This is a genomic window from Novosphingobium sp. (assembly GCF_027489515.1).
Taxonomy (GTDB): domain Bacteria; phylum Pseudomonadota; class Alphaproteobacteria; order Sphingomonadales; family Sphingomonadaceae; genus Novosphingobium.
The window spans coordinates 22600-37516 of sequence record NZ_JAIXZS010000015.1 but is presented as its reverse complement, the minus strand read 5'-3'; the positions used below and the strand labels follow the sequence as shown (position 1 = coordinate 37516).

At 65.6% G+C, this 14917-nt stretch carries 10 protein-coding genes; 8 read left to right on the top strand and 2 right to left on the bottom strand.

Annotated features, from left to right (window positions below):
- Positions 1-150 precede the first annotated feature (150 nt).
- A complete protein-coding gene (dnaK, locus tag Q0082_RS01450) occupies positions 151-2058 on the top strand; it encodes a molecular chaperone DnaK (RefSeq protein WP_298189104.1) in 1908 nt (635 codons plus the stop codon).
- Positions 2059-2132: 74 nt separating this feature from the next.
- On the top strand, positions 2133-3269 hold the full coding sequence (dnaJ, locus tag Q0082_RS01445) for a molecular chaperone DnaJ (protein ID WP_298189101.1): 1137 nt from the start codon (positions 2133-2135) through the stop codon (positions 3267-3269).
- Positions 3270-3344: 75 nt separating this feature from the next.
- Here the strand turns inward: dnaJ and Q0082_RS01440 are convergent, their stop codons facing one another.
- On the bottom strand, positions 3345-5687 hold the full coding sequence (locus tag Q0082_RS01440; protein WP_298189098.1) for a patatin-like protein: 2343 nt from the start codon (positions 5685-5687) through the stop codon (positions 3345-3347).
- Between the two features lie 101 nt (positions 5688-5788).
- On the opposite strand from Q0082_RS01440, the gene Q0082_RS01435 reads away from it, so the two are divergent.
- The 6 genes from Q0082_RS01435 (at position 5789) to Q0082_RS01410 (ending at position 13815) form a co-directional block, all read left to right on the top strand.
- On the top strand, positions 5789-6043 hold the full coding sequence (locus Q0082_RS01435; protein WP_298189095.1) for a hypothetical protein: 255 nt from the start codon (positions 5789-5791) through the stop codon (positions 6041-6043).
- Positions 6044-6183: 140 nt separating this feature from the next.
- Positions 6184-7569: a TIGR03013 family XrtA/PEP-CTERM system glycosyltransferase gene (locus tag Q0082_RS01430; protein ID WP_298189092.1), complete on the top strand. Its 1386-nt coding sequence runs from the start codon at positions 6184-6186 to the stop codon at positions 7567-7569.
- A gap of 19 nt (positions 7570-7588) precedes the next feature.
- The gene (gene prsK / locus Q0082_RS01425; protein ID WP_298189090.1) at positions 7589-9718 is read left to right on the top strand and encodes an XrtA/PEP-CTERM system histidine kinase PrsK; all 2130 of its coding nucleotides are present in this window, start codon (positions 7589-7591) and stop codon (positions 9716-9718) included.
- Positions 9715-11106 carry a PEP-CTERM-box response regulator transcription factor gene (gene prsR, locus Q0082_RS01420; RefSeq protein WP_298189088.1) on the top strand — a complete coding sequence of 464 codons (1392 nt, stop codon included), beginning with the start codon at positions 9715-9717 and terminating at the stop codon, positions 11104-11106. The genes prsK and prsR overlap by 4 nt, the downstream gene beginning before the upstream one ends.
- Before the next feature lie 34 nt (positions 11107-11140).
- A complete protein-coding gene (locus Q0082_RS01415; protein WP_298189085.1) occupies positions 11141-12676 on the top strand; it encodes a tetratricopeptide repeat protein in 1536 nt (511 codons plus the stop codon).
- A 71-nt stretch (positions 12677-12747) separates the two neighbouring features.
- Positions 12748-13815, top strand: coding sequence for a CaiB/BaiF CoA-transferase family protein (locus tag Q0082_RS01410; RefSeq protein WP_298189083.1), 1068 nt, complete (start codon positions 12748-12750; stop codon positions 13813-13815).
- Between the two features lies 1 nt (position 13816).
- On the opposite strand, the gene Q0082_RS01405 is transcribed toward Q0082_RS01410, so the two are convergent.
- Positions 13817-14884 carry a DUF475 domain-containing protein gene (locus Q0082_RS01405; RefSeq protein ID WP_298189081.1) on the bottom strand — a complete coding sequence of 356 codons (1068 nt, stop codon included), beginning with the start codon at positions 14882-14884 and terminating at the stop codon, positions 13817-13819.
- Positions 14885-14917 lie beyond the last annotated feature (33 nt).

Genomic DNA, 14917 nt, shown 5'->3' with positions numbered 1-14917 from the left:
TGATACGAGACGTAATATAGGTGCGGGGGCAGGCCTTGTCCCGGGAAGAAGGCGACCTATATCGCCCAGTGACGGAGCTGCATAGACGAAGGCTTGCCCGGTTCGGGGGGCCGCACCCGCAGCGTCCAAAGGGCAAGGAAACAGGAAAACATGGCTAAAGTTATCGGCATCGACCTCGGCACGACCAACAGCTGCGTTGCGGTGATGGACGGCGGTACTTCGAAGGTCATCGAGAATTCCGAAGGCGCGCGCACCACGCCCTCGATCGTCGCTTTCACCAAGGATGGCGAGCGCCTGATCGGGCAGCCCGCCAAGCGTCAGGCCGTGACCAATCCTGACAACACGATCTTCGCGGTGAAGCGCCTGATCGGCCGCCGCTTCGAAGATCCCATGACCCAGAAGGACATGGCGCTGGTTCCCTATGGCATCGTCAAGGGCAAGAACGGCGACGCGTGGGTCAAGGCGGGCGGCGAAGATTACAGCCCCTCGCAGATTTCGGCCTTCATTCTCCAGAAGATGAAGGAAACCGCCGAATCGTATCTCGGCGAGACCGTGACGCAGGCGGTGATCACCGTGCCGGCCTACTTCAACGACGCGCAGCGCCAGGCGACCAAGGACGCCGGGCAGATCGCGGGCCTTGAAGTGCTGCGCATCATCAACGAGCCGACCGCAGCCGCGCTCGCTTATGGCCTCGACAAGCAGGACGGCAAGACCATCGCGGTTTACGACCTTGGCGGCGGCACGTTCGATATCTCGGTGCTCGAGATCGGTGACGGCGTGTTCGAGGTGAAGTCCACCAACGGCGACACGTTCCTCGGCGGTGAAGACTTCGACAACGTGCTGGTCGAGTACCTCGCGGACAAGTTCAAGTCGAAGGAGAACATGGATCTCCGCACCGACAAGCTTGCGCTGCAGCGCCTCAAGGAAGCTGCCGAGAAGGCCAAGATCGAACTTTCGAGCGCGCAGACGACCGAGATCAACCTGCCCTTCATCACCGCGCGCATGGAAGGTGGCAGCACCACGCCGCTCCATCTCGTCGAGACGGTGACGCGTTCGGATCTGGAGAAGCTCGTCGCCAAGCTGATCGAGCGCACACTTGAGCCGTGCCGCAAGGCGCTGGCCGATGCGGGCGTCACCGCAAAGGACATCGACGATGTCGTGCTCGTCGGCGGCATGACCCGTATGCCGCGCGTGCGTGAAATCGTGAAGGAGTTCTTCGGCAAGGAACCGCACACCGGCGTGAACCCGGATGAAGTCGTCGCCATGGGCGCGGCGATCCAGGCCGGCGTGCTGCAGGGCGATGTCAAGGACGTGCTGCTGCTCGATGTGACCCCGCTTTCGCTGGGCATCGAGACGCTGGGCGGCATCATGACCAAGATGATCGACCGCAACACCACGATCCCGACCAAGAAGAGCCAGGTCTACTCGACCGCCGAGGATAACCAGCAGGCGGTGACGATCCGCGTGTTCCAGGGCGAGCGCGAGATGGCGCAGGACAACAAGCTGCTCGGGCAGTTCGACCTCGTCGGCATTCCGCCGGCGCGGCGCGGCGTTCCGCAGATCGAGGTGACCTTCGATATCGACGCCAATGGCATCGTGAACGTCAGCGCCAAGGACAAGGGCACCGGCAAGGAGCAGCAGATCCGCATCCAGGCCTCGGGCGGGCTTTCGGACAACGACATCGAGCAGATGGTCCGCGATGCCGAGAAGTTCGCCGAAGAGGACAAGAAGCGTCGCGAGGCGGCCGAGGCGCGCAACAACGCCGACAGCCTTGTCCACGCGACCGAGCGGCAGCTGGAAGAGAACGGCGACAAGATCGATGCTTCGCTGAAGGCCGAGATCGAAGCGGCGATCGCTGAAGCCAAGACGGCGATCGAAGGCGGCGACCCGGCCGACATGAACGCCAAGACCCAGGCGCTCACCGAAAAGGCGATGAAGATGGGCCAGGCGATCTACGAGAGGGAGCAGGCTGCTGCTTCTTCACCGGGTGCCGAGGCTCCGAAGGACGCCGAAGACGTGGTCGACGCCGAGTTCTCGGAAGTCGACGACACCAAGTGATGTTGCGATGAACCGGCCCGCTGCCTGTCCTTCGGGCGCAGGCGGCGGGCCGTTGTTCTGGGATGGGAACCGCAATGTCGGCTGAAATCGATTTCTATGAGCTGCTCGAAGTGGAGCGCACCGCGGACGACAAGGTGCTCAAGTCCGCTTATCGCAAGCTGGCGATGAAGTATCACCCGGACAAGAATCCGGGGTGCCAGGATAGCGAAGCCAAGTTCAAGCAGATCAACGAGGCTTATGCCTGCCTCTCCGATCCGCAGAAGCGGGCGGCCTATGATCGCTATGGCCATGCTGCGTTCCAGCAGGGCGGCGGTGGCGCTGGTCCCGGTGGCTTCGGCGGCAGCGCGGATTTCGGCGATCTGGGCGATATCTTCGAGACGATCTTTGGCGGCGCGTTCGGCGGCGGCGGACGCCAGCAGGCGCGCCGCGGCGGCGATCTGCGCTACGACATGGAGATCACGCTCGAAGACGCGTTCCACGGCAAGTCCGCCGAGATTGCGGTCGAGGTGGCGCAGAGCTGCCAGCCCTGCAGCGGCACCGGCGCGACGCCGGGCACTTCGGCGCGGCGCTGCAACCTCTGCGGCGGGCACGGCAAGGTGCGCGCACAGCAGGGCTTCTTCATGGTCGAGCGCACCTGCCCGACGTGCCATGGCCGCGGCGAGGTGATCGAGAGCCCTTGCAAGTTCTGCCGCGGCGAGGGCCGGGTCGATGCCGAGCAGAAGCTCGAAGTGCAGATTCCGGCCGGGGTCGACAACGGTACGCGCATCCGGCTGGCCGGCAAGGGCGAGGCGGGGCCGTTCGGCGCGCCGCCGGGCGATCTCTACATCTTCCTCCACATCAAGCGCCACCGCATGTTCGAGCGCGAGGGCACGACGTTGCTGACGCGCTGCCCGATCAGCTTCACCAAGGCGGCGCTCGGCGGCGAGATCGAGATCCCGGGTGTCGACGGGGCGCGGCACAAGATCGAGATCCCCGCCGGCATCCAGTCTGGCAAGCAGCTGCGCAAGCGCGGCGCGGGCATGCCGGTGCTGCAGGGGCGCGGCTCGGGCGATCTGGTGATCGAGATTCAGGTCGAGACGCCGACTAAGCTTTCTGCCCGCCAGCGCGAACTGCTGCGCGAATTCCAGGCGACCGAGACTGGCGAGGAAACCCCGCAATCGAAGGGGTTCTTCGATCGGATCAAGGATGCGTGGAACGATCTGACGGAGTAGTCATACTCTCTCGGTTCGACCGATTTTCTCGTCATTGCGACCGTAGCGAAGCAATGACGACGTTGCGTCAAGAGCTCAGCCTTCTGCGAACATCGCGTTCACTTCGGCGATCACGCTGTCAACCATGCCGGCCTCGGCGGTCAGGCGCGGCTTTTCCTCTTCGAGGATGGCGAGGAAAACGTCGCGCTTGAACTGGCGTATCACGCCTGGGGGGAGCGGCGGCTCGGCGGTCGAGGCGATCAGATCGACCGTGCGTTCGGCGCCGTGGAGGCGGCCCCAGAGGTAGTCGTTCTCGCGGTAGGCGCGCGCGAAGAACGCGCCGAAGTGGAAGAACTCGACCCCCTTGAGGCAGGCATAGGTGCCTCCGGCGCGAATCGACACCGCGTCTTCCGGAGAAATGCGATCGACCTTCACGGGATCGAATTCGCCCATGCCTTCGCCCTGCAGCAGCGGCAGCGTGGCAACGTCGTAGAACGGGAAGCCGAGGTAGGCGTAGAGGAAGCGGCGGCGCAGCGGCTTGCTCATCGCGGCAAGCCCTTCGACGATCATTGTATCCACCACCACATCGATGGCGGGCAGATCGCGCCGGTTGGCGATGGCGGCGAGCACATCTGCCGGCCGAATGAGGACACCGGCAGCCGCTTCGGCGAAGTCCTCGCCCAGCCCGGCGGCGGTTTCCTTGGCCTGGTAGAGCGCCTGTGCGCGGTAGACGATGTCGCGCGCGGCCTCGCGTTCGGCGGGGTTGATCCCTTCGGCATCGTCCCAGTCCTGTGTCAGGCGGCGCGCAAGCAGCTTCAGGCGGCGGATGCGAAAGCCGAGGTCGTGGGCGCGGAAGAAAGCGATGGCCTCTGCGGTGGCACCGCCCTTGGCCTGTGCCAGCCGGTCGAAGCCGAGCGTTGCGAGATGCGCCCAGAGTTCGGCCTCGACCGCACCGCGTGGTGGTGCCTCGATCATGGCCTCCTCTAGCACATGCGCGAGCGCAGTGACGATCCCGGCAAGCTTGACTTGCGCATAGCCATGGAACGCGAAGCCTGCCTGTTCGGCGGCGGCCTGCTGCGCCTTGGCGCGCCATGCGGTCAGGCGCTTCTGGGTCGGCTGGTCGAAGAAGAAGGTGTAGCCGAACAGGCGCTCCACCGCCGTGTCGATCTCGCCGCGCAGAGTATCGACGATCATCCGAAGGCGCGCGCGCTCACGCGACTGGGCTTCGAGCGCTTCGAGGTTGTCGCGGATCGGTTGCTCGCGCGGGATCGAGGAGAGCGAGCCGAAGATCGCCGAGAAGAACCCGACCGAGCGCTCCATATGATCAGGCATCGCGGCACGGGCAGGGCTGGGGTCGATATAGACGAAACGGCGATCAACTTCGCGCTGTGCGGGCCGATCGCGCAGCACTGCCATGGCCGGCGCGAAGGGCCGGTTGACGAGCACTGCGCCATCGACGAGCGCCACATCGGCAAGCTGCCCGCGCTTCCAGCGGCTGGGCATCACCCGCTTCAGGAACGCGTCGCGCCCGTGCCAGGCAAGCCCGCGCTCGGATGTGAGCTGATTCATTTCCGCCAACATGAGCGGGGGAAATGCACCGGGAAAGCTTGCGGTCGAGCGCGCGGCGAAGACGAGTTCGGGGCGCTCGGCAATGTCCTCGCCCGCGCCGGCTGCGGCATTGCGGCGAAAGCCGATGGCCAGGCGGTGCTCGCTTTCCTCGACCACTGGCGGGCTGTTGAGCTGCAAGTCTTCGAGGTGCCCGTTGAAATCGGTGGCAGTCACGAGAAGATCGAGCGGGTGGCCGGCGGGCAGCAGCGGCGCTGAGGTTACGCCGCTTTCCGCCCCGGAGGCAGCCATCGCATCGAACGCTTCTGCGAGCAGGTGCGAGAAGCCGATCCCGCTGAAGGGCGGGGCGAACCAGCGCGCGCGGATGAGGTGGGAGAGCTTGAGGCGCACTTCCCGGCGCGTGCTGGCCGAGGCAACCGTGCGGCTGACGACATTGCCCGGGCGCTTGAGCAGGAACCACACCAGCGGCTGTGCCCAGAACTTGGCAAATCGGCTCCAGGGCCGCGCATCGGGATCGAGCAGCACCTCGACATCTGCCCGCTCCAGCCAGAGCGTGGTGAGCGGCTCGAGGCTCTGCCCGCTGGCAAGGGCCTGCGCGAGGAACACGCCGTTGATCCCGCCCGCGCTCGCTCCGGAGATGATATCGGGCAGAATGCGCAGCTTCAGATCGCGGGTGTGGACAAGCGTTTCGAGCAGGCGCCGGTAGACAGCTTCCGCGCCGGCCTTGCCCAGATTGCCGCGAGGGCGTTCCTCATGAAACGCGCGGCTGGCGCGTGTGGCGTACCAGATCTCCTTGGTGACGCCGTGCATGTAGACCGCAAGACTGATCCCGCCATAGCAGACCAGTGCGAGCCGCAGTTCCTTCTCCCGCATGGGGCCGAAGATGACACTGCAGCCCGCATTCCGCCAGCGCGTATTTGGCCGATGCGGAACAAACAGCATGCCCCGCTCATTATCCTAGCCAGTAAGCAAAAGTGAGGGATCAAGCGATGGTTGATGAGCGTATTGTCGAAGTAGAGCGTCCTTCGGGCGGCGGCTCGGGTTGGATCATTGCGGTGGTGTTGCTGATTGCACTGGTGGTTGGGGTGCTCTTTCTGACCAACATGTCGAACAGCAGCGCGCGCAAAGACAACGCGATTGCCGATGCGGCAACCAGTGTCAGCAAGGCAGCGACAAAGGCAGGCAATGCTGCCGAAGCGGCGGCTACCAAGGCTGCTCCGTCACAATGAGGTAGCCTGTAAACAAGACCGACAGACAACGCGCGCCGCCCTCGGGGGGCGCGCGTTTTTGCGGGTTTTTCGGCATTTTGCTGTGCCGAAGGGGTGTTAAGTTTACCGACGGTTTACCCCTTCACGGGTAGACAGTCGGTATGATCCGTCTGTTCAAACTCTACATCCCGAACGCGGTGTTCCTGCTGGCACTGCTCGATTTCGTCCTGCTGATCGCGGCAGGTGAACTCGGCTGGACCTTGCGCGCGCACCAGATCGGCATTGATGGCGGCGAAGTCGCGGACCGCTGGATACCGCTGCTGATCTTTGCCGGGTTGGTGCAGACTGCGATGATTGCGGTCGGGGTCTATGGATCGGACGCATTGCGCTCGATGCGCTATGCCACCGCAAGGCTGCTGGTGGCGATCAGCCTCGGCATCATCGCGCTCTCATTCGTCTACTTCGTGTTGCCGGGGCGCACCCTGTGGCGATCCAACCTTTTCTACGCGATGTTCATCGCGATGGCGCTGCTGGTGTTCATCCGCATCCTGCTGGGCGGCCTGCTGGGGACTGCGGTCTTCCGCCGGCGCGTGCTGGTGCTTGGTGCGGGCGACCGGGCAGAGCGGCTGCGCCAGCTTGGCGAACGGCTCGAAGCAGGCTTCGTCATCGTTGGCTTCATCGGCATGAGCGACAGCGCGCCGGTGATCAAGGAAGCGATCAACCGCAACGCGATCCACAACCTCACGCGCTATGTCGAGAACCTGGGCGTGAGCGAAGTGGTGCTCGCGCTTGAGGAGAGGCGCAACGCGCTGCCACTCAAGGACCTGCTGCGGATCAAGACGACCGGCGTCCACGTCAATGACTTCTCGACCTTCATGGAGCGCGAGACGGGCCGCGTCGATCTCGACACGGTCAATCCGAGCTGGCTGATCTTTTCGGACGGGTTTTCTTCGGGCCGGATGATCTCGAGCGCGTTCAAACGCGTCTTCGACATCTGCGCGAGCCTTGTGCTGCTCGTGCTGACCGCCCCGGTCATCGCGCTTTTCGCGATCCTCGTGAAGCTTGATAGCCGCGGCCCGGCCTTCTTCCGCCAGACCCGCGTCGGGCTCTATGGCCAGAGCTTCAGCCTGATCAAGCTGCGCTCGATGCGCACCGACGCCGAAAAGGGCGGGGCGCAGTGGGCAGCCAAGGACGATCCGCGCGTGACCCGCATCGGCCGCCTGATCCGCAAGCTGCGGATCGACGAGCTGCCGCAGGCCTGGACCGTGCTCAAGGGCGAGATGAGCTTTGTCGGCCCTCGTCCGGAGCGGCCCGAGTTCGTCTCCGACCTTGAGGACAAGCTGCCCTACTATGCCGAGCGCCACATGGTGAAGCCGGGCATCACCGGCTGGGCGCAGATCAACTATCCCTATGGGGCCTCGATCGAGGATTCGCGCCACAAGCTCGAATACGATCTCTACTACGCCAAGAACTACAGCCCCTTCCTTGATCTCCTGATCCTCCTCCAGACGCTGCGCGTGGTGCTTTGGAACGAGGGCGCGCGCTGAGTGGCGGCGGGGTGCCTTCATGCATAGTCCGCTCGGATGGACCGGCCTTGGCCAGTGGAGCTATCTCGTCGCGGCCTTCGCGGCGATGCTGCTCACGGTGTGGCTGGCCGACCGCGGGCGGCGCGGCAAGGAGAGCAGTCGTGCCCTGATCGCGGCGCTGACGCTGACGACCGCGTGGACCTTGCTCAGCTCCTCGTTCGGGGCGAGTGCGGCCCTCACGCAAGCGTTCGAAATGCTGCGCAACCTGTGCTGGCTGGCAGTGGTCTATTCGCTTTTCGCGCGCGACAACCGGCATACCAGCGTCGTTCAGGTGCGCCCGGTCCTTGCCGTGCTCGCGATGGTCGAGCTGTTCCAGATCGTGCTGCTGGTGCTGGCGATCCGCTTTGCAGCGATCCTGCCCGCCACCGCGATGATCTTCCAGCTTTCGGTGATGTTCCGCTTGCTGTTGACGACCGGCGCGCTGGTGCTGGTGCACAACCTTTATGTCGGTGCGATCAGCGGGCAGCGTGATGCCGTGCGCTGGACCGCGCTCGCGCTCGCGCTGATGTGGGGCTACGATCTCAACTTCTACACGATTGCCTATCTTGGCCGGATGATCCCGCAGGAGATGGTGGCGCTGCGCGGGCTCGTGCAGATCGCGGCGGTCTTGCTGGTTTCGGTGGGCACCGTGCGCGGCGGATCGGCGCTGCGCTTCTCGCCCAGCCGCTCGGTCGCGTTCCAGTCGCTTTCGCTGCTGGTGATCGGCGGCTACCTGATCCTGATGGTCGCCGCAGCGCAGTCGGTCGCCTGGCTTGGCGGCAATGTCAGCCAACTGGCCCAGCTGGGCTTTGCGTTTGCGACGACGGTGGTGATCCTTGCGCTGGTGCCCTCGGGGCGCTTGCGTGGCTGGCTCAACGTGATGCTGGCCAAGCATTTCTTCCAGCACCGCTATGACTACCGTGCCGAGTGGCTGCGCTTCACCCGCACGATCGGGCGCGGCGGACCGGGTGCTTCGCCGCTTCACGCACGCGTTGTCCAGGCACTGGCGGACATTACTGACAGCGCCAGCGGGATCATGCTGATTCCGGGCGAAGCCGGCGATCTCGTGCTCGCTGCCCGCTGGCAATGGCCGACGATCGATGTGCCTGCCGATGCGATGCCGCTCGCCGCCGCGCAGTTCTTCGAGCGGCGCGGGTTCATTGCCGATCTCGACGAAGTGCGGGCCGGCACCGACCACGAGGGCGAGGCAGCACTGATCCCGGAATGGCTGCTTGAGGAACACGGCGCTTGGGCGCTGGTGCCGCTGCTGCATTTCGATCGGCTGGTCGGCCTCGTCGTACTCGGCCGTCCGCCACTAGCGCGCAAGCTCGACTGGGAGGACTTCGATCTCCTGCGCGTGGTGGGGCAACAGCTGGCGAGCTACATCGCCGAACACAGCGGGCAGAGCGCGCTGCTCGAGGCCAGCCGGTTCGATGAGTTCAATCGGCGCATCGCGTTCGTGATGCACGACATCAAGAACCTGGCGAGCCAACTCGCGCTGCTTGCCCGCAATGCCGAGCGGCACGCCGACAACCCTGCGTTCCGCAAGGACATGCTGGTGACGCTGACCAACGCGGCAGACAAGCTCAATGCACTGCTCGCGCGGCTTTCGCGCTATGGTGCAGGCGGTGTCCAGCGGATCGAACCCGTCGATGCAGCTGAAGTGATCGAGGCGGTGGCCGCGCGCTATCGCGGGGCAGGGGGCGATTGCCCGGTCTATGTGACGCAGGGCCAGCCGTGCCTCGTCATGGCGAGCCGCGAGACGCTCGAGCAGGTGCTCGCGCATCTCGTGCAGAATGCGATCGATGCAAGCCAGCCCGGCATGGCGGTCTTTCTCCAGGCGCGGTTCGACGGACTCAACGGCGTGATCGAGGTTTCCGACACCGGCTGCGGCATGAGCGCGGATTTCGTGCGCAACCGTCTCTTCAAGCCGTTCGTCTCGACCAAGGCGGGCGGCTTCGGGATCGGCGCGTTCGAAGCGCGCGAGCTGGTGCGGGCGATGAATGGCCGGCTCGAAGTGGAAAGCCGCGAAGGGCTGGGCAGCCGCTTCGCGGTGCGCCTGCCGCTCGCCATGAGCAGCGCGAACGAAGCAATTCCTGACGGCACGTCAGACGACAAGAAGGTAGCATGATGATTCAGGAACGGCCCCCGAGCCCGGTCAAGGCGCTCCCCAAGCTCCTCATCGTCGAGGACGATCCCGGCCTGCAGGCCCAGTTGAAGTGGGCCTACGAGGACTTCGAAGTGTTCATTGCGGGCGACCGCCAGACCGCGCTCGCGCTGCTGCGCTCCGAGGAGCCTGCAGTGGTGACACTCGACCTCGGCCTGCCGCCCGATCCCGATGGGACGAGCGAGGGCTTTGCCGTGCTCGATGCGATCATGGCGCTCAAGCCCGATACCAAGGTGATCGTCGCGAGCGGACACGGCGCACGCGAAAGCGCTCTCCGCGCCATTCAGCAGGGCGCCTATGATTTCTACGCCAAGCCGGTCGATATCGATGCGCTCGGCCTGATCGTGCGGCGCGCGCTGCATCTTTACCGGATCGAGGCGGAGAACCGCCAGCTCGCTGAGAGGGCACCCGAGGACAACAGGGTGCTGGGCCGCATGATCACCGGTGCGCCGGAGATGGTGAAGGTGGCGCGGACGATCGAACGCGTGGCGGGAACCAATGTTTCGGTCATGCTGCTGGGCGCTAGCGGCACCGGCAAGGAACTGCTGGCGCGCGGCCTGCATGAGGCCAGCCCGCGGCGGCAGGGCGCATTTGTCGCGATCAACTGCGCTGCGATCCCGGAGAACCTCCTCGAAAGCGAGCTGTTCGGCCACGAGAAAGGCGCGTTCACCGGTGCGGTGAAGACGACCGAGGGCAAGATCGAACAAGCCAGCGGCGGTACCTTGTTCCTTGATGAAGTGGGCGACATTCCCTTTCCGCTGCAGGTCAAGCTGCTGCGCTTCCTGCAGGAGCGCACGATCGAGCGCATCGGCGGGAGGCGCTCGATCGAGGTCGACACGCGCATTGTCTGCGCTACGCACCAGAACCTCGAGGCGATGATCACCGACGGACGCTTCCGCGAGGACTTGTTCTACCGCCTTGCCGAGATCGTCGTGCGTATTCCCAGCCTTGCCGAGCGGCCGGGCGATGCGGCGCTGCTGGCCAAGGTCTTCCTGACGCGATTTGCCGCCGAGATGAACCCGTCGGTCAAGGGCTTTGCGCCCGATGCGCTAGCCGCGATCGATGCCTGGACGTGGCCCGGCAACGTGCGCGAGCTCGAAAACCGGGTGAAGCGCGCGGTGATCATGGCCGATGGCAAGCTGGTGACGGCGTCCGATCTCGATCTTGCCGAACCAGGCGAGGACGAGGCCAATCCGCTCAACCTCAAGTCAGCGCGCGAGGCGACCGATCGCAAGATGATCCGCCATGCGCTGGCGCGCAGCGAGGGGAACATCTCCAACACCGCGCGCCTCCTGGGGATCAGCCGGCCCACGCTCTATGATCTCCTCAAGCAGTACGACCTTCAGCATTAAGGCCGCGGCCGCCCTCTCGCTGGCCATTCTGGCGTTGGCCGGGCCTGCGGCGGGCGCTTCGCGGCTTGAGGATTTGCGCGCGCGGGCGCAGGCGGCGATCGACCGGCGGGATGCGGTTTCGGCGGAAGTCATGCTGCGCGCGGCAATCCGGGTTGGCACCAGCGAGGATGCCCTGCGCGCGCATCTTGGTGAGGCGCTGCTGGCCGAGGGCGACCGCACCGAGGCCCGCAAGGTGCTCGAAGGCGGTGCCTTCGCGCCGGGAACCGAGGCGCTGGGCTGGCGCGTGCGCGGCCAGCTGGCCCTCGCAAGCGGCGATCTGCGCGGCGCAGCGAACGCGTTCGATGCGGCGCTGAGAGCCAATCCTCGCGATTCCGATCTGTGGGTGGCGATTGCCGCCCTGCGTTTTTCGGGCGGCGAACAGTTGCAATCGATCGAGGCGGCGGACCGCGCCGTCGCGCTCGATCCGAAGAATGCCCGCGCGCTTGCCTTTCGGGGCCTGCTGATCCGCGAGCAATATGGCCTTGCCGCCGCGCTGCCGTGGTTCGAGGCGGGGCTGAAAGTACGGCCCGACGATCCGGCACTGCTGGGCGAATATGCCGCGACGCTGGGCGACATGGGCGATTACCGCGCGATGCTCATCGTGTGCCGCAAGCTGGCGCAAGTCGATCCGAAGAACCCGCGGCCTGCGTTCCTCCAGGCCGTGCTTGCGGCGCGCGCGGGCCAGACGGACCTTGCGCGCACGATCCTGCAGCGCACCGGCACGGCCTTTCGCGACATGCCGGCGGCGATCCTGCTGACGGGTGTGCTCGAGTACCGTGCGGGCAACATCAACGTCGCGGTCGAGCAGTTCGACCGCTTGGTGCGTATGCAGCCAGACAACCTCGAGGCGCGGCAGATGCTGCTGCGTGCGCTGGCGCGGCAGGGCAGCGATCCGCTGATCACCGCGCGCTTCGATGGTGATGCCGCACAGCCCTGGGCCGCACCCTATACGCTGCAGCTGGTTGGCCAAAGCTGGCGGCGGATGGGCAACAAGACCCGCGCGGAGGACCTGCTTTCGCGGGCCGCGCGCCCGCAGGCGCATGGGCCCGCTCCGCTCTCTGCCGAATTCGGCACCGGCGTGCTCGCGGCAGCCTATGGCGATGCGCCTAACCAGGCCGGGACTGCGGTGCCCTATATCCGCGCGCTGCTGAAGGAAGGACGCAAGGACGAAGCACAGGCGGCGGCCGACCGTCTGCGCGATGCCAATCCGGGCGCGGCCGAAGCGCACCTGCTTGCTGGCGACGTGCGCACCTTGCGCGGCGATGCCGCCGGCGCGCTGGCGGACTATCAGAACGGCGCGGCGATTCGCTTCAACGAACCCGTGCTGCGGCGCATGGATGCGGCGCTGCGCGCACTTGGCCGCACGCGCGACGCCGACGCCATGACCTCGCGCTATCTGGCGCAGAACCCGCAAAGCGTTGCGGCCATGAAGCTGCTTGCCGCGTCGTGGGTGGGCGGACCACGCAGCGATGCCTATGCCGCCGTCTCGCGCGCGCTGGCAGCACGCGGACAGCCGTTGCTTGCGCAATAAGTCTCGACAGCTGGGCAATCGCGCGGCAAACCGGTTTTCAATTGATCGGTTAAACAAGGTCGGGGTGAGTGATGGCTGGTGCGCTGGAAGGTTTGACGGTTCTCGAGTTCGCAGGGATTGGACCCGGGCCCTTTGCCTGCATGATGCTGGCCGATCACGGCGCCAGGGTCATTCGCATCGACCGGCCCGGAAAGCCGGGTCGCACCGGTGACGCCGGCAATCGCGATATCCTCAACCGGAACCGCGTGCGGATGGAGCTCGATCTCAAGGATCCTGCCGCCATCGCGCGCATCCGCGAACTGGTGAGAGACGCCGACGCGATCATCGAAGGCTATCGGCCCGGCGTGATGGAGCGGCTGGGGCTGGGACCCGAAGTGCTGCTCACCGATAACCCGCGGCTCGTCTACGGGCGGATGACCGGCTGGGGTCAGGAGGGCCCGATGGCGCCGCTGGCCGGGCATGACATCAACTACATTGCGCTCGCCGGCGCGCTCCACACCTATGGTCAGGCCGGCGGCAAGCCGCAGTTTCCGGTGAATGCCGTGGGCGATTTCGGCGGAGGCGGCATGATGATGGCCTTCGGCGTACTCGCCGCCGTGCTGTCCGCCCAGCGAACCGGCAAGGGCCAGGTGATCGATTGCGCCATGGTCGATGGCGCGGCGATCCTTTCGGCGATGACCTGGACCTTCTTCGGCAATGGCCAGTGGAAGGACGAGCGCGGGGTCAACCTGCTCGATGGCGGCGCGCACTTCTACGACACCTACGAGACGAGCGACGGCAAGTGGATCGCGCTCGGCTCGATCGAGCCGCAGTTCTACGCGTTGCTGATGGAGAAGAGCGGGCTCGGCGCCGATCCCGCGATGGCTGCACAGCACGATCAGTCGCAATGGCCGGCGCTCAAGGCCAAGGTTGCCGCGCTGATCAAGACGAAGCCGCGCAGCGAGTGGGAAGCGATCATGGACGGCACGGACATCTGCTTCGCACCGGTCCTCAGCCTCAAGGACGCGCCGCACCACCCGCACAACGCGGCGCGCGCCATGTTCGTGGAGGATGGCGGGATGACGATGCCCGCACCCGCGCCGCGCTTCCTGGGCACGCCTGCACCTGCGCCCAAGTTGGCGTCTGTGCCGCTCGACTAGATCACTCCGCGCGCAGCGCGTCCTCGATCTCGCCATCGGGGAGTTCGCGGTTGTGCCGCACGGACCACCATAGCGAGAGCCCGATCAGCACGGCGCCGATGAGGCCGGTTACCGTCTCGGGAATTTCGACGTGCGCGGAGATCAGCATGATCGCGGCCAGCGCGATGATCGCCCAGAACGCGCCGTGCTCAAGGTAGCGGTATTCGGACAGCGTTCCCTGCTTCACCAGCAGCAACGTGAGCGAGCGCACGAACATCGCGCCGATGGAGAGGCCGAGCGCGATCACCACCATGTTGTTGGAGAGTGCGAAGGCCCCGATCACTCCATCGAAGCTGAACGAGGCATCGAGCACGTTGAGATAGAGAAAGCCGGCCAGGCCCGAGCGCACCATGATGCCCGCCGCCTTCTGCGCCTCTTCGCGCATTTCGAGCAGGGTGCCTATGGCCTCCACCGCAATGAAGGTGACGATGCCGAGCGCGCTGGCGCCGAGGAATGTGAGCGCCTCCGCCGGGGGCAGCAGCAGCGAGATGCCGTAGACCGCAACCAGCAGGATCGCGATCTCGGCCGCCTTGATATCTGCAAAGCGGGCGAGGCGGGCCTCGATCCAGGTGATCCAGTGTACGTCCTTCTCGCCATCGAAGAAGAACGAGAGGCCGACCATCGCGAGGAACGCGCCGCCGAAGCCGGCGATGCCGACATGTGCGCCGGAGACGATTTCCTCATAGCGCGCGGGCTCGGTCAGCGAGATGCGGACGGCCTCGACCGGCCCGATGCCGGAGGCGATTGCCACGATCGCCACCGGAAACACGATCCGCATGCCGAAGACCGCGATGACCATGCCCCAGGTGAGGAAGCGCCGCTGCCAGACCGCGTCCATCTCGCCCAGCACCACCGCATTGACCACCGCGTTGTCGAACGAAAGCGAGATCTCGAGTACCGAGAGCATCACCACGATCCACAGCATAGCGAGCGTCGCTGGCACGGATGCGGTCTGGTACCAGCCATAAGCGGCCGCCAGCGCAAGGCAGAGAAGCGTGAAGGCGATCGAGCCGCCGAAGTTCTTGAGCAAGTGGTGGTCCCGTTTCGGCCAGGAGATACCGGC

Coding starts and splice junctions, on each gene's coding strand:
- dnaK (WP_298189104.1), top strand. CDS start 151: ATGGCTAAAGTTATCGGCATCGACCTCGGCACGACCAACAGCTGCGTT.
- prsR (WP_298189088.1), top strand. CDS start 9,715: ATGATGATTCAGGAACGGCCCCCGAGCCCGGTCAAGGCGCTCCCCAAG.
- Q0082_RS01430 (WP_298189092.1), top strand. CDS start 6,184: ATGATCCGTCTGTTCAAACTCTACATCCCGAACGCGGTGTTCCTGCTG.
- dnaJ (WP_298189101.1), top strand. CDS start 2,133: ATGTCGGCTGAAATCGATTTCTATGAGCTGCTCGAAGTGGAGCGCACC.
- prsK (WP_298189090.1), top strand. CDS start 7,589: ATGCATAGTCCGCTCGGATGGACCGGCCTTGGCCAGTGGAGCTATCTC.
- Q0082_RS01410 (WP_298189083.1), top strand. CDS start 12,748: ATGGCTGGTGCGCTGGAAGGTTTGACGGTTCTCGAGTTCGCAGGGATT.
- Q0082_RS01440 (WP_298189098.1), bottom strand. CDS start 5,687: ATGCGGGAGAAGGAACTGCGGCTCGCACTGGTCTGCTATGGCGGGATC.